Source organism: Sphingomonas sp. (genome assembly GCF_031372575.1).
Taxonomy (GTDB): domain Bacteria; phylum Pseudomonadota; class Alphaproteobacteria; order Sphingomonadales; family Sphingomonadaceae; genus Sphingomicrobium.
On sequence record NZ_JANMLM010000106.1, the window covers coordinates 1 to 17,443 of the forward strand.

Below are 17,443 nucleotides of genomic sequence, written 5' to 3' on the forward strand. Positions count from 1 at the left end.
CATTGGCCCGCTCGCATGATCAAGCGGTTCGAGCGTCTCGGCATCGACCAGCGCAAGATAGTCCACTGCGGTGAAACCGGCGTCGGCCAGTTTAGCTCGCGCCACGGCGAGCAAGGTCGAAACCAGGATATGCTCGCCTGACTCGATCGACCCGCGCGCCTCCTCAAGCGCATGCGGCAAGGCCAGCGCCTGCGCGCGTTGCGCCGCCGTCAGATAGGCGTTGCGTGACGACAGCGCGAGGCCATCGGCGTCGCGAACCGTCGGCACACCGATGATCTCGACCGGCAATCCAAGGTCGGCCACCATCCGCCGGATCACCGCCAGTTGCTGGAAATCCTTCTCGCCGAACAAGGCCAAATCGGGCTGCACCGCGATCAGCAATTTGGCGACCACCGTCGCAACCCCGGCGAAATGCCCCGGCCGCGCCGCACCATCCCACCGCTCGCTGACCCCCGCCACGGTGATCGTCGTGGCAAAGCCCGTCGGATAGATATCCTCGACGCTCGGCAACCACACGGCATCGCAACCATGCGCTTCGAGCAGGGCGAAATCGGCTTCCTCCTGGCGGGGGTAACGCGCCAGATCTTCGGCTGGCCCGAATTGCAGCGGATTGACGAAGATCGTGGCAACCACCCTGTCGGCTTGCTCCCGCGCCGCGTCAATCAGCGCCATGTGCCCGGCGTGAAGCGCGCCCATTGTCGGGACCACAGCAATCCGCTCACCCGCGTTCCGCCACTGGCCGGTCAGGTCGCGCAAGGCGATCGATTCACGAAGGATTTGCATGCGATTCATGCCTCCGATACATGCTTGGCAAGGGGCGAGCCACGATGGCGCGCCGGGGTAACTTAAGGGGCGCTTCGGCCATGGGCCAGCCGCATTTCATCGTCTTCGCCAATGAGAAAGGCGGCACTGGCAAATCGACCACGGCGGTGCACACTGCGGTTGCGCTCGCGGCGTCGGGCCACCGCGTCGGTGCGCTCGATCTCGACCAGCGCCAGCGGACCATGACCCGCTATCTTGATAATCGCGCCAAAACGATCGCACGGCTCGACGTCGCGCTTCCCCAACCAACCTTCGAAGTCCTCGAACAACAGAACGATTCGGGTCTCGCCGCCGCAATCGACCGCCTGTCCGCCGTTTCCGATGTGATCGTCATCGACACCCCGGGCCGCGACGATCCGGTCGCCCGCGCCGCGATCCTGCGCGCCGACACATTGGTCACGCCGATGAATGACAGCTTCGTCGATCTCGATCTGATCGGCCAGGTCGATCCCGACAGTTTCAAGATCACTAAGCCCAGCTTCTACGCCGAATTGATCTGGAACAGCCGCACCCAGCGCGCCCGCGATACCAGCAAGAGCGTCGACTGGGTCGTGCTCCGCAATCGCCTCCAGCATATCGATTCGCACAATCTGCGCCGCGTCGGTGCAGCGCTCGACGAGCTTGCCCGCCGGGTCGGCTTCCGCGTCATCCCCGGGCTTGGCGAGCGGGTCGTCTATCGCGAACTGTTCCCCAAGGGCATCACCTTGCTCGACCTCACCCAATTGGGCGAAGTCGCGATGGGCCACATCGCCGCGCGTCAGGAATTGCGCGAAATGGTGGCCGGCCTCGCGGTTCCCGGCGTCGATCAGGTTCGGGCGGACGCGGCGTAGAATAAGCGCCGTCGCGTGAACCCATTTCGTCTGTTAGGGGTTCGCCTCTGTAATGACCCACCAATTCCATCCCAGCATCCTGCGCGAATATGACGTTCGCGGAATCGTCGGCGACACCCTGTCGGAGGCCGACGCCCGCGCGCTCGGCCGAAGCTATGGGGCACTCGCGCTCGCGGAAGGCGCCAAGCGCGTAGCCGTCGGCCGCGATGGCCGGCTCCATTCCCCGTCGCTCGAAGCGGCCCTGATCGATGGTCTGATCGGCAGTGGCCTCGACGTCGTGCAAGTCGGCCTGGGGCCCTCGCCAATGCTCTATTTCGCGGTCGCCACATTGGGTGTCGACGGCGGGATCCAGGTCACGGGCAGCCACAATCCGGCCGATTACAACGGCTTCAAGATGCTGCTCAATGGCCGCTCGGTGTTTGGCGAGGAGATTAAGGCGCTGGGCCGCCGCGCCGAAGTTGCCGACTGGGTCGATGGGCTGGGCGAAATTACCGAGGCCGATGTTATCCCTGCGTACCTCGACGCGTTGCTCAGAGGCTTCGATGGCAAAGCCTATCGAATTGGCTGGGACAATGGCAATGGCGCCGGTGGGGAAATCCTCGAACGATTGCTGGCCCGTCTGCCCGGCGAGCATTACACCCTTTACACTGAGATCGACGGCACCTTTCCCAACCACCATCCCGACCCCACGGTCGAGGCCAATCTCGCCGACTTGAAGGCGCTCGTCGCGGACAAAAAACTCGATTTCGGCATCGCCTTCGACGGCGATGCCGACCGGATCGGCGCGGTCGATAGCGAGGGCCGGGTGATCTGGGGTGATCAATTGCTGATGGTCCTCGCTGCGCCGGTGTTGAAGGAGTTGCCAGGCGCGACGATCATCGCCGACGTCAAAGCGAGCCAGACCTTGTTCGATCGCATCGCGGAGATGGGCGGCACCCCGCTGATGTGGAAAACCGGCCACTCGCTGATCAAGTCGAAGATGAAGGAAACCGGATCGCCGCTGGCCGGCGAGATGAGCGGCCACATCTTTTTCAAGCATGAATGGTACGGCTTCGACGACGCGCTTTATGCCGCGATCCGCCTGATCCGCGCAGTGTCCGACAGTGGCCAAACCCTGACCGAATTGCGCAGCGATATGCCCCCCTCGGTCGCTACGCCCGAGCTTCGCTTCCCGGTCGACGATAGTCGCAAGTTCGCAGTGGTCGATGAAGTCGCCGCGCGCCTCGCCGCCGACGGTGCGACCGTCGACATCACCGACGGCGTCCGCGTGCAGACCGCCGACGGCTGGTGGCTGCTGCGTGCCTCGAATACCCAGGACGTCCTCGTCGCCCGCGCCGAATCGACCGATCAGGCCGGACTCGACCGACTGGTCAGCGCGATCGATGCCCAACTCAGCCAGTCAGGGATCATGCGCGGCGGACCCATTCACTGAGCCGCCACCTGACCGTCACATTGCCGACTCACACTGCCGCTATGGTGCAGCCATCAGGGGGAGACGGATGATGCGGGACATGTTTCGATCGAAATCTTTGTGGATGGTCGGCGGCGCGTTGCTGATCGGCATCGGCCTGACTGCGGCGCGCGCGCTTCGGGTCGATATCGACTTCGATCCGTGGGATGACAGCAGCTTCGCTTGAACCGAGGTTCGCGCGCACTGTTAACCGGCGGATCGCCGCGCTAATGACTGGCAATGGCCAGTACCACCGCGCTCAACCAGCAGTATAAACGCTTTGACCAGGTCGAAAAGGCGCACGCCTATCGCCTTGCCGAGGATGATAGCGACCAGTTCGACGAAAATTACCAAATCGCGACGCTCGACCTCGGCGACTATATTCACGGCGACGCAGCCACCAAGGCCCGCTTCGCCGAAGCATTCGCCACCGCGCTGAAGGAAATCGGCTTTGCGGTGCTGGTCGGCCACGGGGTCGATCCCGCGCTTTATGATGAGATGCACGATGGCGTGATCGACCTGTTCACCGCGACCGCGCTGGCCGACCGCATGCGGTTCCGCGCCGCGCGTCACGGCTCGGTCAGCCAGGGCTATTTCCCGATCGAGCAGACCAGCGAGATCCACCCCGATCTGGTCGAAGGCTGGGTGTGGTGCCGCCGCGCATTCGACATCCCGCAAACCAACAATGTCGCTCCCGACCCCGCGCCTTATTGGCCGCGCCCGCAGGACGAGCCGCTGTTCCGCAGGCTGGTCGAGGCGCACGAACCCTTGTTCAAGCCGATCATGCAGGCAATCCTGCAAGGGCTGGGCTGCGACCCGCATTGCTACGACGCCAAGCTCACCACCACCAATTTCGGCATGCGGCTGAACTACTACCCGCCAATGTCCGCCGATCAGGACCAATCGGGCGCGGGCCGCCTGCTCGGGCATGAGGATGTCGACCTCTTCACCATGCTCCCCGCGTCGCGGGTCGACGGACTGCAGGTGTGGAACCATCGCTCTGGCAAATGGGTTCGGCTTCACCCGCCCGCCGGGTCGATCATCATCAACAGCGGCGATTATCTCCAGCGGATCACCAACGACATCATCCCCTCGACCACCCACCGCGTCGGCAAGCCGGTCGACGGATCGCACCGCGGCGAGCCGCGCGTGTCGTTCCCGATCGCGGTCTATGTGTGGGAAGATGAACTGCTCGAGGTACTCCCCGGGCTCGGCGAGCCTAAATATCCGCCGATTAAAACCATCCAGTTCCACACCCGCAGCACGAGCAAATTCTATGGCGAGGATTATGCCGTCGACGGCGACTGATCAGTCGTCCTCATCCTCATACCCCACCAGGTTCAACTCGCGCGCCTTCACTTGGTGAAGCATGCACCACTGCTTGAGCGCATCCTCGCGGCCATGCGTGATCCACACTTCCTTGGGCGCGACTTCGCGGATGGTGCGAGTCAATTCCTCCCAGTCACTATGATCCGAAATCACCAGCGGCAGCTCGACATTCTTCTGCCGCGCGCGCTGGCGAATCCGCATCCAGCCGCTCGCCATAGCGGTAATCGGGTCGGGCAGTCGCCGCGACCAGCGATCGTTGAGCGCGGACGGCGGGCAGATCACGATGTGCCCCGCCATCTCCTCTTTCTTCGCTCCCGTGGCGGGCCGTAATTCGCCAAGCGGAACACCAAGCTCCACCTACAGATTGCACAGTCGCTCCATCGCCCCGTGATAATAGATCGGCGCATGATGCCCGCGCGCGCGAAGCTCGGCGATCACGCGCTGCGCCTTGCCAAGCGCATAGGCCCCGACCAGCACGCACCGCTCGGGCTCGGCATGCAGCCGGTGGATCAGCCGGTCGATCTCGCTGCCCGTATCGGGATGGTGGAACACCGGCAGTCCGAACGTTGCCTCGGTGATGAAGATGTCGCACGGGGTGACCACGAACGGCGCACAGGTCGGATCGGGGCGGCGCTTGTAATCGCCCGACACGACCACCCGCTCGCCTTGGTAATCGAGGATGATCTGCGCCGATCCCAGCACGTGCCCTGCTGGGACGAAGCTGACGTCGACCTCGCCGACCCGCACCGTCTCGCCATAATCGACCGGCTGAGCGTTTTGCTGGCCATAGCGAACCCCCATGATCGCCAGCGTTTCGGGAGTCGCCCACACCGCGCCGTGCCCGCCGCGCGCATGGTCGGCGTGGCCGTGGGTTACCAGCGCCTTGTCCTTGGGCTGTGACGGGTCGACCCACGCATCGGCAGGTTTGACGTAGATGCCTTCGGGAAAAGGCTCGATCCATGAACCGAGGCGGGCCATATGTCGTTACTACCAAATTATGCCCCAATCGTTCCACCTCCCCGCCGTCATTTCTGACTGGTTCACGACGCGCGGCTGGGCACCGCGCCAGCACCAGCTCGATATGCTTGATGCCGCGCGGGCGGGCGACCACACCTTGCTCGTCGCTGCGACCGGGGCTGGCAAGACGCTCGCCGGGTTCCTCCCCACCCTCGTTGACCTGATTGAACACCCGCGAGACGGCCTTCACACGCTTTACGTCTCGCCGCTCAAAGCCCTCGCGGTTGATGTCCAGCGCAATTTGATAACCCCGATCGAGGAGATGGGTCTGCCAATCCGCGTCGAGACCCGCAGCGGCGATACCCCGTCCGATCGCAAGGCGCGTCAGCGCGCGCGCCCGCCGCACATGCTGCTGACCACCCCCGAAAGCCTCAGCCTGCTACTGAGCTACCCCGACAGCGACCAGATGTTCGCCGGCTTGAAGACCGTGGTGATCGACGAAATCCACGCCTTCGCGCGCGAGAAACGCAGCGATCTGCTCAGCCTCGCGCTGGCCCGGCTCCAGCATCTCGCCCCCGGCATGCGCCGCGTCGGCCTCAGCGCGACCATCGCCGATCCCGAAGCTTATCAAGGCTGGCTCGCCCCCGACGCCGACTTTGAAACAGTCCGGCTGGTGATCGGCGATCCCGGCGCCGATCCCGATTTGTCGATCCTCATCCCCGAGGGCCGGGTTCCCTGGTCGGGCCACTCTGGCCGCTACGCCGCAAAACAGGTGATGGAGCTGGTTGAGGCGCACAAGACGACATTGATCTTCTGCAACACCCGCAGCCTCGCCGAGTTGATCTTCCAGGATTTGTGGAAGGCCAATGACCAGCAATTGCCGATCGGAATCCACCACGGCAGCCTCGCCTTGGAAGCTCGACGCAAGGTCGAAGCCGCGATGGGCGACGGCCGGTTGCGCGCACTGGTCGCCACGGCGAGCCTCGATCTTGGCATCGACTGGGGCAATGTCGATCTGGTCGTCCAGATGGGCGCGCCCAAGGGCAGCTCGCGCCTGTTGCAGCGGATCGGCCGCGCCAACCACCGCCTCGACGAGCCCTCGCGCGGCATGGTCGTCCCCGGCAATCGTTTCGAATATCTCGAGGCCCGCGCCGCGCTTGACGCGATCGACGACCGCGAGCTCGACCCCGACATCTTCCGCCCCGGGGCGCTCGATGTCCTCGCCCAGCACATCCTCGGCATCGCCTGCGCCGGGCCGTTCGAAGAAGCCGAACTGCTCGCCGAAATCCGCTCCGCCGCGCCTTATGCGGGCTTGACCGAGGAGGTATGGCGGCGCGTGCTCGAATTCATATCGACCGGCGGCTATAGCTTACGCGCCTACGACAAGTTCCGCCGCCTGGTCGAAGAAGCCCCCGGCCGCTGGCGCATCACCAAGCCGCAAGTCGCCGCGCAGCACCGCCTCAACGCCGGCGTCATCGTCGACAATCCGATGATGGACATACGCTTCGCCAACGGCCGCGCACTCGGCAAGGTCGAGGAAGGATTCGCGTCCACCCTCGTCATCGGCGACTTCATCTCCTTCGCCGGGCTCAGCCTCGAAGTGATGCGCTTCAAGGACAGCGACATCACCGTCCGCGCCTCCTCCAAGCCCGGCCGTCTGGTGACCTACGGCGGACAGCGGATGAGCATGTCGACCCACCTCGCCGAACGCGTCCGCGGCTTCCTCGCCGACGACCGCGACTGGCACCGCTTCCCCGACGATGTCCGCGAATGGCTCGAGGTTCAGAAGCGCCGCTCGATCCTGCCCCAGCCGGGCGAATTGCTGGTCGAGACCTTTCCCCACGACAAGCGCCACTTCATGGTCGTCTACAGCTTCGAAGGCTGGAACGCGCACCAGTCGCTCGGCATGTTGCTGACCAAACGGATGGAAACCGCCGGGCTGAAACCGCTCGGCTTCGTCGCCAATGACTATGGCATCGCGGTCTACAGCCTCGAGCCCATCACCGACCCCAAGCCGTTATTCTCGCCCGACATCCTCGAACATGAATTCGTCGAATGGGTCGAGCAATCGCACCTCCTTAAGCGCGCCTTTCGTGAGGTCGCCGTCATCGGCGGGCTGGTCGAGCGCCATCACCCGGGCAAGAAAAAGAGCGGCAAGCAGGTCACTTTCTCGACCGATTTGATCTACGATGTCCTGCGCAAATATGAGCCGGGCCATCTGCTGCTCACCGCCGCGTGGGATGATGCCCGCGCGCGGATGACCGAGCTTGGCCGCCTCGCCCGATTGGTCGATCGCGCCGCGGCGACGATGGTTCACGTCACCGCCAGCCGGGTCACCCCGCTCGCCGTGCCTTTGATGGTCGTGATCGGCCGCGAGGCCGCGCCGGCGGGCACCGCCGACGAGGCGTTGCTGATCGAGGCCGAGGCGCTGGCTGCCGAAGCGATGCGGATCGACTAGCCCCGTGAAATTCGCCATGCTGCTGAAATGAAGCCGAACTTTCTCGTCGCCCTACTCCCGCTCGCGCTGTGCGGCTGCGTCGTCACTGCTGCGAAGACTGCGGTCGACATCGTTACCTTGCCGGTCAAGGTCGTCGCAAAAGGCGTCGACCTCGCCACCACCAGCCAGTCCGAGGCCGACGAAAATCGCGGCCGCGCCTTGCGCAAGGCGGAGGAAGCGTTCGGCAAGCGCACCCGCGCGTGGGAGAAACAGTGCAAATCGCTCGAGGCCGACGGCAAGACCTGCCCCCCGGCCCCGATCTACGATCCGCCCGAGGGCAAGCGCTAGCGCTTCGCCTTCGTTTTCGCTTTCGCGGCCCGCGCTATCTCATAGAGGAAGTCGGCGTAGATGATCGCCTGTTCGTCGAACCCGGCGACCTTGGGGTTGCTGCTTTCGATCAGGAACCACTCGTTGGGCGCATGCGCCCCGCCGCCACGGCCCGCGCCGAACTGCCCTGCCGCCATGCGCAACGGCGGCCCGGTGAACACCACGCCCGGCCAGCTTCCGGCCGACCGCGCCGACAAGGTATTGGGAATTTTCGCCTGGTTAAGCGTCGCCTGCTCGGCCTTGATCAGCATGCTGTTCTCGTCGGTCTGGTTGGGGCCGTAACCGCCACTGACGTTGACCTCGATATCGTCAAACCCGCGCTTGGCGAGATGGGCCTTCAGCTTGGCCACCACTTCATCCTTGGTCATGTCGGGCACCAGCCGCAAATCGATCTTGGCCTCGGCCCGCCCCGGCAACACGGTCTTGCCGCCCGGCCCCATGTAACCGCTGACCAACCCCTGGATGTTGACCGTCGGCTGCTCGGCCAGGCGGTAGGTTGCGGTCAGATAATCCTCATCCTTGTACCAATGCTTGATCCCCAGCGTCTTGAAATCGTCGGCCTCGTTCGACGCGGCGACATCGGCGCGGATCAGCTCCTTCTGCCGCGCGGTCAGCGGCTTCACATTGTCGAACCAGCCGTCGATTGCGGGCGTCTGGCCGTCTTCCGACACCAAAGTGTTGAGCGCCTTGATCAGATGCCACACTGGGCTGTCGACATTGGCCTTCAGGCTGGAATGGATGTCACCCTTCGGTCCCCGTCCCCAGCGCTCGCCGCTGGAAATCAGTTGAAGCTCGACCGCGCCCTTGGCCCCGAGCAGCAATGTCACCTGCCCATCGACCGACTGTCCGGCCGACGGAATGATGATCCCGACCGCTTTCGCAAGCGCCGCCTGGACCTCGGGCTGGATGACGATCTGCGAAAAATGGGTCGAGGCGATTTCTTCCTCGCCCTCGGCCACGAACACCAGATTGACCGGCAGCTTGGTCCCCGACGCCTTGAACGCGCGCAACGCCGCGAGGAATGCCGTCTCGGGCCCCTTCTGGTTGACCGCGCCGCGCCCGATCAGCGCCTTGCCCTCGCCCGGTCGGTCGACGATCCGCCCTTCCAATGGCGGCGAACTCCATTCCGCCGGGTCGTAATGCTTGACGTCATACATGAAGTAGATCGCCAGCGTGTCCCTGGCCCCGGCATCCAGCGTCGCGAACACCCCCGGAACCCCGTCGGTTTTAATGATCTTGGCTTGCTGAAACCCCGCGTCGAGCACCAATTGGCGCATGTATTCCGCGCCTTCCTGATGGTTCAGCCCCATGTTGGCGATGGTCGGAAGCTTGATCCAGCCACGCAGTCGCTCAATCGCCGCATCATGATCGGCACGGATCGCCGCAGCCACTTTGTCGCGCCCCGGATCGCCCGGTTTCGCCGCTGTCGGCGTTGCCCCGATCAGCGCCAGCGCGGTCATTGTACCGGCGAAAACTTTCATATTGATAGCCATGAAGCACCCCTGTCCACGAATCACGAAGTGCCGAGACTGGACGGCGAAGTGCCCAACGTCCAGTGACCGACCTATGCGATACTTTCTCGATACCGAATTCGACGGCGTTGGTGGTCGCCTGATCAGCCTTGCTTTGGTCCCCGAAGACGGCGGCGAGGAGCTTTACGTCGTCATCGCCGGCGAGGCCACCGAAGCGTGGGTCCAGCGCCACGTCATGCCCTATCTCGACACCGTCCCCGAGCCGTTGCGCTCCCCCCACCTCAGTCGCCGCGACGCCGCCGAGACGGTCTCGCAATGGCTCGCCAATGATCACGCCATCGAGATTGTCGCCGACTGGCCGGAAGATCTCGCGCAATTCTCGATGCTGCTGGTGATCGCGCCCGGCGACATGGTGGCGATGAATCCGCTGACGCTTCGCCTGGTGCGGATCGGCGGCTTCTCCTGCGCCGCCAACAGCGAAGTCCCGCATAACGCCCTCCACGACGCCCGCGCCTTGCGCAAACATATCATGACCCACTTGGAATAGCCGCCGAAGTCTGCGTAAGGCGGTTCATGGTTCCCTTTTCGTTCGCTGGTCAGGATTTCTCTGCAAGCGTGGATGGTGCGCTCTTCTGGCCGCGCCACAAGGCCTTGCTGGTCGCCGATCTGCATCTCGAAAAGGCCAGCTGGTTCGCCCGCCTCGGGCAGATGCTCCCGCCCTACGATTCGCTCGCCACGCTGCAAGCGCTCGACCGCGTGATCGAGGCCAGCGGCGCGACCGCGCTCTACTGCCTCGGCGACAGCTTCCATGATCGCTTCGGCTGCGACCGCCTGCCCGACGACGCCCGCGCCCTGCTCAAATCAATGACCGCGCGGCTCGACTGGGTATGGATCACCGGCAATCATGATGCCGGCTTTGTCGATCATTGCGGTGGGCGGATCGAACAGGAAATGGAGCTGGACGGGATCATCCTTCGCCACGAGGCCGACCCGGCCGACCCGCGCCCCGAAATGTCGGGCCATTTCCACCCCAAATTCCGGCTTCACCTCAAGGGCCGCAACGTCTCGCGCCGCTGCTTCGTCGCCACCGCAACCAAGCTCATCCTCCCCGCCTTCGGCTCGCTCACCGGCGGCCTCGACGCGCACCACCCCGAGATCATCAAGAAAGTCGGCCCCGGCGCAGCGGCGCTGGTGCCCGTCACCGACCGCTTGCTGAGATTCCCGATCGCGGCTTAAGCCAGCTTCGCCCGGATCAGTCCGCGGATCATGTTGCCGATCAGGAAACCGTCGGCGAGGTCTTCCACACGAAGGTCGGCCTCGACCGCTTTGCCTTCCTCGATCAGCCGCGCGCGAAGCAATCCCGGCATCAGCCCGCGCGCGATCGGCGGGGTGAGATATTTGCCGTCGCGCTCGACGAAGATGCTGCTGAAGCTGCCCTCGGTCAGCCGCCCTTCCGGATCGACGAACAATGTCTCATATTTGCCCCCGTCACGCCGCGCCGCTTCCATGAAGGCGCGCGCGGTTGACTTGACGCTCAGCCGGAAATCATCGGCGGCGACCGGCAGCGGACGCACTGCGACCTCGACCGGTTGGGTGGGCATGGCGGGGATGGGCTTCAGCTCGATCGCCATCGTGCCCTTGGGCGAAAGCAGCAAGCGGAGCATTGCGGGAACCTCCCGCCGGAAAGTCGCGGCCTGCAATTCATTGCGCGCCGCATGGCGGTTGAATGGAAAGTCGAACCGCGCCGCCGATATGTCGAGCCGGTCAAGGTGGCGGTCGAGCTCGGCGATTCCCACTTCGGGGTCGAAACGCATCGTCTCGATCAGGTCGAATTCAGCCGAGTGTGACGCCACGAATTTCCCTTTGAGCAAACATTCGTCCCATTCATCCTCGACCACGCTATCGACCACAAGCCCCGAGCCGAGCCCCAACCGCGCGATCGACGAATTTTCTTCAATCTCGAGCGTGCGGATCAACACGTTGAACGCCGCGTCGCCATTAGGGTCGATCCACCCCATCGACCCGGTATAGACGCCGCGCGCCTCCGGCTCGAGGGTTCGCAGCGCCGCCATCGCCGCCATCTTGGGAGCGCCGGTGATCGACCCGCACGGGAACAAGGTTTCGAGCACGCCGACCGCATCCACGCCGTCGCGCAAGGTCGCGGTCACCCGGCTGACCAGTTGGTGCAACGTCGGGAAACTCTCGACAACGAACAAATCGGGCACCGCGACGGTCCCGGTCTTGGCCACGCGCGCCAGATCGTTGCGGAGCAAATCGACGATCATCAGATTTTCCGCGCGTTGCTTTGGATCGGCGGCGAGCGCCTCGGCCTCGGCGCGATCGGCATCGGGATCGGCACGGCGCGGTGCAGTGCCTTTCATCGGCTTGGCCTCGATCTCGCCACCCTTCAGCCGGAAGAATTGCTCGGGGCTGAGCGACAGCAGCCACCCGCCGTGATGCCGCACCACCCCGCCCCAGCCCGCATTCGACCGCCCGCGCATCTGCGCATAAGCGTCGACCGGCGACCCCGCGAACGGCACATCGCAGCCAAAAGTCAGATTCGCCTGGTAAAAATCCCCGGCGAACAAATGCTCCTTCACTTGGCCCGCCGCGCTCAGATAATCCTCGCGCTCGACCCTTGGCTTGGGCGTCCCGATCCATGCCCCCGCCGGATCGCCAAAGTCGCGCCCGTCAACCTGGCGATACCCAGCGAACAGCCCGAACCACAGCAACGGTGTGGCCCCCAGCCGCCGCGCCATCGGCCGTAACTTGTCCTCCAGTGCGTATCCCGCATCATACGACATCCACCCCGCCGCATGCTTCCCGCCCGCCACCGCCGCACGCAATGCTGCAAGCGCCGGGCCGACCTGGTCCATTGCATGCGCGACAATCTCCCCCACCGGCGCTTCATACAGCCGCCCGAGCGCACCACCCGCGCGGGCATCATCGAACAGGATGAACGGGCTCGTCATATCCGCTCCATTGACCGCAGCCCGCGTCCCCGTAAAGTCACGCCATGCGCACGCTCATCCTCACCGCCGCCGCGCTTGCCCTCGCGAGCCCCGCCACCGCCCAATCGATCGACCCCAAGGTCCAGGCCCGGATCGACCGGATTCTCAAGGCCACGCCGCTGATCGACGGTCACAATGACTTGCCCGAACAACTGGTCGAACATTACGGATCGCGGATCGACCGGCTCGAGAGCGGCACCGCGACTTGGACCCCGCAGCCGTTGATGACCGACATCGCCCGCCTCCGCGCTGGGCGTGTCGGGGCACAATTCTGGTCGGTCTATATCAGCGGCACGGTGACCGGCGACGAAGCGATCCGGCAGACGATCAACCAGATCGACATCGTCGACCGGCTGATCGCCGCTTACCCGCGCGACCTCGAACGCGCACTGACCGCCGACGACATCGTCCGCATTCACAAGGCGGGACGGGTCGCGTCGCTGATCGGGATCGAGGGTGGACGCCAGATCGGCGGCAGCCTCCCCGCGCTGAGGCAATTCTACCGCCTCGGCGCGCGCTACATGACCCTGACCCATAACCAGACCACCGAATGGGCAGACAGCGCCACCGACGAACCGAAATATAACGGCCTGTCCCCGTTCGGCCTCAAGGTCGTCGCCGAGATGAACCGCCTCGGCGTGCTGGTCGACCTCAGCCACGTCTCGCCCGAGGTGATGCGCCAGGCGATCGCCGCGAGTCGTGCGCCGGTGATCTTCTCTCACTCGTCCGCGCGAGCGCTCAACGATCACCCCCGCAACGTCCCCGACGATGTGCTGAGGCTGCTCCCCGCCAATGGCGGCGTGGTAATGGTCAATTGGGTGCCGATCTTTCTGTCGCCTGCACGCCTCGCCTATGATTCGCTCAAGGCGGCCGAGGAGGCGCGCCTGAAGACCATCATCCGCAACGACACCAAGGCGGTCGCGGCGGGCGTCAAGGCGTGGGCCGCCGCGCATCCCGAACCGCCGGTCACCGTCACCGACGTCGCCGACCATATCGACCATGTCGCCAAGGTCGCTGGCCACGATCACGTCGGGATGGGGGCCGATCTCGACGGCATTCCGGCAACGCCGACCGGCCTCGAAGGAGTCGAAACCTACCCGATCGTGTTCGCCGAGCTGATCCGCCGCGGCTGGAGCGATGCCAACCTTGCCAAGCTCGCCGGGGGCAATGTCCTGCGCGCGCTGCGCGGTGCCGAGGCCACCGCCGCGTCGCTCAAGGGACAGCCCCCGGCGATGGACAAGCTGCCGCCCACGCCATAGGCGCTGCCTGATGTCGACCGCCCCAACTCCGCCCTTACGCGCCGCGATCATCCCGGTGACTCCGCTGCAGCAGAATTGCAGCCTGATCTGGTGCACCGAGACAATGCTCGGCGCGTTGGTCGATCCCGGCGGCGACCTGCCCAAGCTTAAGGCAGCGATCGCGCAGCACGGGGTCCGCCTCGAGAAAATCCTCCTCACCCACGGCCACATCGACCATTGCGGATCGGCCGGCATCCTCGCCGCCGAGCTTGGGCTCAAGATCGAGGGGCCGCACATCGACGACCTGTTCTGGATCGACCGCCTGGCCGAGGATGGCGCGAAATATGGCGTCCCCGGCCAGCCGTTCGTGTCCGACCGCTGGCTGGTCGACGGTGACATGGTGACGGTCGGCAAGCTCACCCTCAACGTCCGCCACTGTCCCGGCCATACCCCCGGCCATGTCGTCTTCCACCACCCCGAATCGAAACTTGCGATCGTCGGCGACGTGTTGTTCCAGGGCTCGATCGGCCGCACCGACTTCCCGCGCGGCAATCACCAGGATTTGCTGGACGCAATCACCCAGCGCCTGTGGCCGATGGGCGGCGACACCGCCTTCATCCCCGGCCACGGCGCAATGTCCACCTTCGCCCACGAGCGCGCGAGCAACCCTTATGTGGGGGACCTGGTGCTGGCGGGCGGTTGAGGCGCTTGCTTCCCCGCTCCATTTCGCTATAGGGCGCACTCGTTCGCGACGATCCGGCCGCCGCCTCGGGACTTGTTCCGATGAGCTGGGCGAGGGTAGTCGCCAATTTTTTTGTTAATTAGAGCATAGGTGCCGCGATGGCTGTTCCCAAAAGAAAAACTTCGCCCTCGAAGCGCAACATGCGCCGCAGCCATCACGCGCTGACCCCGGCGAGCTTCCAGGAATGCCCGAATTGCGGCGAACTCAAGCGGCCGCACAATCTGTGCTCCGCCTGCGGCCATTATAACGGCCGCGAGATCATCTCGACGGAAGCCTGAGCGATTTCGGGGCACGGCCGTGACCGCCAGCCCGCGAATCGATCCTAAAGCTATGGCCAAGGCCGCAAGCAAAAGCCCGCGCATCGCGATTGACGCGATGGGCGGCGATATCGGGCCGGCAGTGATCATCGCCGGCATGGCCCGCGCGCGCCGCAAAAGCGCTGCGCTGCGCTTCGAGCTGTACGGCGACGAGAAATTGATCAATCCCGAAATCGCCAAGCATGCCGGCCTTGCCGCCGCCACCAATGTTCATCACGCGATCGATGCGATCCAGGGCAGCGAGAAGCCGAGCCAGGCGATTCGCCGCGCCAAGACCACCTCGATGGGCATGGCGATCAACGCGGTAAAGGACGGCATTGCCGACGCGGCGTTGTCGGCCGGCAACACCGGCGCACTAATGGCCATCGCCAAGCTCGCGCTGCGCACCATGCCGGGGATCGACCGCCCTGCGCTCGCCGCCTTGCTGCCGACGCTTGGCGACAATGACCTCGTCATGCTCGATCTTGGCGCCAACACCGAATGCGACGCGCAAAACCTCGTCCAGTTCGCGGTGATGGGCGCGGCTTATGCCCGCACCGCATTGTCGATCGACAAGCCGCGGGTCAAATTGCTCAACATCGGTACCGAGGAATTGAAAGGTACCGGCGAGTTGAAGGAAGCCGCCGCGCTGTTGCGCGAGGCCGATTACCTCCCGTTCAGCTTCATCGGCTTCACCGAGGGCGACCAATTGTCGCGCGGCGAGGTCGACGTCGTTGTCACCGACGGCTTCTCGGGCAATATCGCCTTGAAGACCGCCGAGGGCACCGCGCGCTTCGTCACCGATCTCCACCGCCGCGCGTTCACCTCATCGCTGCGCTCCAAGGCCGGATTCGCTTTGTCCAAGCCCGCGCTGCACATGCTCAAGGTCCATCTCGACCCCAATAATCACAATGGCGCGGTGTTTCTCGGCCTCAACGGGCTGGTGGTGAAAAGCCACGGCAGCGCCACCCCCAAGGGCGTCGCCAATGCGATCGAGGTTACCGCGCGGATGATCGGCAACGATATCACCCGCAAGATAGGCGACGATCTCGACAATTTCCGCGCCCATGCGTTCAGCGACGGCGGCGCCAAATGACATTGCGTTCCGTCATCGCCGGGACCGGGTCGGCGCTTCCCAAGCGCTTCGTGACCAATGCCGAATTGGCAAAGACGGTCGACACCACCGACGAGTGGATCGTCGAGCGCACCGGGATCCGCAGCCGCTACATCGCCGACGCTGGCGAAACCACCGCGACGCTCGCCACCGACGCCTGCCGCCGCGCCCTTGAAGCAGCCGGCATGGAGGCCGCCGACATCGGGCTGATCGTGCTGGCCACCGCCACCCCCGACCAGACCTTCCCGTCGTCCGCGACCAAGGTCCAGGCCGCACTCGGCATCGACGATTGCATCGCCTTCGACGTTCATGCGGTCTGTACCGGCTTCCTCTACGCGCTGACCGTGGCCGATTCGATGCTCCGTTCGGGCGCCGCGACCAGCGCCTTGGTGATCGGCTCGGAAACCTTCAGCCGGATCCTCGATTGGGACGATCGCGGGACCTGTGTCTTGTTCGGCGATGGCGCCGGCGCCCTCGTGCTCAAGGCCGAACTCGGGGACCGCGGCATTCTCGCGACTCGGCTCCACGCCGACGGCCGCCACAATGAATTACTCTATGTTGACGGCGGTCCCTCGACCACCGGCACGGTCGGCAAGTTGCGCATGAAGGGCCGCGAAGTGTTTCGCCATGCGGTCAAGAATCTGGCCGAGGTGCTCAAGGAAGTGCTTGCCGCCGCCAACCTCGAGCCGACCGACGTCGACTGGGTTGTCCCGCACCAGGCCAATGCCCGCATCCTCGATGCCACCGCGAAGAAGCTCGGCTTGCCTCCGGAAAAGGTCGTCGTCACGGTCGATCGCCACGCCAACACCTCTGCCGCCTCGGTCCCGCTGGCGCTCGACACCGCGGTTCGCGACGGACGAATCAAGCGCGGCGACCTGCTGGTATTGGAAGCGATGGGCGGGGGTTTCACTTGGGGCGCCGCCGCAGTACGTTATTAACAGACTTACGACTCGGTCGGATTGCCGAGCGGCATGTTTTTGGTTAAGTTACGGAAATTGGACGGGGGCGTCCGCTCGGGGAGGGGAAGACAATGGCAGATGCGGGCGGTTCGCGAGCTGACGGGCTCCATATGGCGACTCTGACCCGCGCCGATCTGTCGGATATCGTCCACCGCAAGCTTGGCCTGTCGCGTGCCGAAAGCGCAAGCATGGTCGAACGCATGTTGTATCACATGTGCCACGACCTGTCCGAGGGCCATAACGTCAAGATTTCGGGTTTCGGCAGCTTCATCCTGCGAGACAAGGGCGAACGCGTCGGCCGCAACCCCAAGACCGGCATCGAAGTGCCGATCGCACCACGCCGCGTCATGACCTTCCGCGCCAGTCAGATCATGCGCGACAAGGTCGCGAAATAGGCCG

The 17,443-nt window shown here is 64.6% G+C and carries 17 protein-coding genes and 1 pseudogene; 14 read left to right on the forward strand and 4 right to left on the reverse strand.

The genetic code is table 11. The features are described 5' to 3' along the window. On the reverse strand, positions 1 to 783 hold a 783-nt coding region (panC, locus tag RMN73_RS10425), incomplete at its 3' end, for a pantoate--beta-alanine ligase (RefSeq protein WP_309603262.1). An 80-nt stretch (positions 784 to 863) separates the two neighbouring features. On the opposite strand from panC, the gene RMN73_RS10430 reads away from it, so the two are divergent. From RMN73_RS10430 to RMN73_RS10445, 4 genes are all read left to right on the forward strand, one after another. Further along, positions 864 to 1,652 (forward strand): division plane positioning ATPase MipZ, encoded by a 789-nt coding sequence (locus RMN73_RS10430; protein WP_309603263.1) that lies wholly within the window; start codon positions 864 to 866, stop codon positions 1,650 to 1,652. A 52-nt stretch (positions 1,653 to 1,704) separates the two neighbouring features. Further along, complete coding sequence (gene pgmG / locus RMN73_RS10435) at positions 1,705 to 3,084, forward strand: phosphoglucomutase/phosphomannomutase PgmG (RefSeq protein WP_309603264.1); 1,380 nt, start codon at positions 1,705 to 1,707, stop codon at positions 3,082 to 3,084. A 70-nt stretch (positions 3,085 to 3,154) separates the two neighbouring features. Next, positions 3,155 to 3,289 carry a hypothetical protein gene (locus RMN73_RS10440; protein ID WP_309603265.1) on the forward strand — a complete coding sequence of 45 codons (135 nt, stop codon included), beginning with the start codon at positions 3,155 to 3,157 and terminating at the stop codon, positions 3,287 to 3,289. A gap of 53 nt (positions 3,290 to 3,342) precedes the next feature. Further along, positions 3,343 to 4,410, forward strand: coding sequence for a 2OG-Fe(II) oxygenase family protein (locus tag RMN73_RS10445; protein ID WP_309603266.1), 1,068 nt, complete (start codon positions 3,343 to 3,345; stop codon positions 4,408 to 4,410). Here the strand turns inward: RMN73_RS10445 and RMN73_RS10450 are convergent. Next, positions 4,411 to 5,409, reverse strand: a pseudogene (locus RMN73_RS10450) (ligase-associated DNA damage response exonuclease). 19 nt (positions 5,410 to 5,428) lie between these two features. Here RMN73_RS10450 and RMN73_RS10455 point away from each other — a divergent pair. Next, entirely contained in the window at positions 5,429 to 7,846 is a 2,418-nt protein-coding gene (locus tag RMN73_RS10455; RefSeq protein WP_309603267.1) for a ligase-associated DNA damage response DEXH box helicase, read from the forward strand. 27 nt (positions 7,847 to 7,873) lie between these two features. Beyond that, positions 7,874 to 8,173 (forward strand): hypothetical protein, encoded by a 300-nt coding sequence (locus RMN73_RS10460; RefSeq protein ID WP_309603268.1) that lies wholly within the window; start codon positions 7,874 to 7,876, stop codon positions 8,171 to 8,173. Here RMN73_RS10460 and RMN73_RS10465 read toward each other — a convergent pair. After that, positions 8,170 to 9,705, reverse strand: coding sequence for a M20/M25/M40 family metallo-hydrolase (locus RMN73_RS10465; RefSeq protein WP_309603269.1), 1,536 nt, complete (start codon positions 9,703 to 9,705; stop codon positions 8,170 to 8,172). The two genes, RMN73_RS10460 and RMN73_RS10465, sit on opposite strands and share 4 nt — an antisense overlap. Positions 9,706 to 9,778: 73 nt before the next feature. Here RMN73_RS10465 and RMN73_RS10470 point away from each other — a divergent pair, with 73 nt between their 5' ends. Then, positions 9,779 to 10,231: a hypothetical protein gene (locus RMN73_RS10470; protein WP_309603270.1), complete on the forward strand. Its 453-nt coding sequence runs from the start codon at positions 9,779 to 9,781 to the stop codon at positions 10,229 to 10,231. Between the two features lie 26 nt (positions 10,232 to 10,257). After that, complete coding sequence (pdeM, locus tag RMN73_RS10475; protein WP_309603271.1) at positions 10,258 to 10,920, forward strand: ligase-associated DNA damage response endonuclease PdeM; 663 nt, start codon at positions 10,258 to 10,260, stop codon at positions 10,918 to 10,920. Here the strand turns inward: pdeM and pabB are convergent. Beyond that, positions 10,917 to 12,656, reverse strand: a complete 1,740-nt coding sequence (gene pabB, locus RMN73_RS10480) for an aminodeoxychorismate synthase component I (RefSeq protein ID WP_309603272.1) — start codon at positions 12,654 to 12,656, stop codon at positions 10,917 to 10,919. The two genes, pdeM and pabB, sit on opposite strands and share 4 nt — an antisense overlap. Positions 12,657 to 12,700: 44 nt before the next feature. Between pabB and RMN73_RS10485 the strand changes: the two genes are divergently transcribed. From RMN73_RS10485 to RMN73_RS10510, 6 genes are all read left to right on the forward strand, one after another. Continuing rightward, on the forward strand, positions 12,701 to 13,954 hold the full coding sequence (locus tag RMN73_RS10485) for a dipeptidase (protein ID WP_309603273.1): 1,254 nt from the start codon (positions 12,701 to 12,703) through the stop codon (positions 13,952 to 13,954). A gap of 10 nt (positions 13,955 to 13,964) precedes the next feature. Then, entirely contained in the window at positions 13,965 to 14,636 is a 672-nt protein-coding gene (locus tag RMN73_RS10490) for an MBL fold metallo-hydrolase (RefSeq protein WP_309603274.1), read from the forward strand. 137 nt (positions 14,637 to 14,773) lie between these two features. Then, on the forward strand, positions 14,774 to 14,953 hold the full coding sequence (rpmF, locus tag RMN73_RS10495) for a 50S ribosomal protein L32 (protein WP_309603275.1): 180 nt from the start codon (positions 14,774 to 14,776) through the stop codon (positions 14,951 to 14,953). 52 nt (positions 14,954 to 15,005) lie between these two features. Beyond that, positions 15,006 to 16,067: a phosphate acyltransferase PlsX gene (plsX, locus tag RMN73_RS10500; protein WP_309603276.1), complete on the forward strand. Its 1,062-nt coding sequence runs from the start codon at positions 15,006 to 15,008 to the stop codon at positions 16,065 to 16,067. After that, positions 16,064 to 17,023, forward strand: coding sequence for a beta-ketoacyl-ACP synthase III (locus tag RMN73_RS10505; protein ID WP_309603277.1), 960 nt, complete (start codon positions 16,064 to 16,066; stop codon positions 17,021 to 17,023). The genes plsX and RMN73_RS10505 overlap by 4 nt, the downstream gene beginning before the upstream one ends. Positions 17,024 to 17,154: 131 nt before the next feature. Continuing rightward, positions 17,155 to 17,439 (forward strand): integration host factor subunit alpha, encoded by a 285-nt coding sequence (locus RMN73_RS10510; protein WP_309603278.1) that lies wholly within the window; start codon positions 17,155 to 17,157, stop codon positions 17,437 to 17,439. Positions 17,440 to 17,443: the final 4 nt, after the last annotated feature.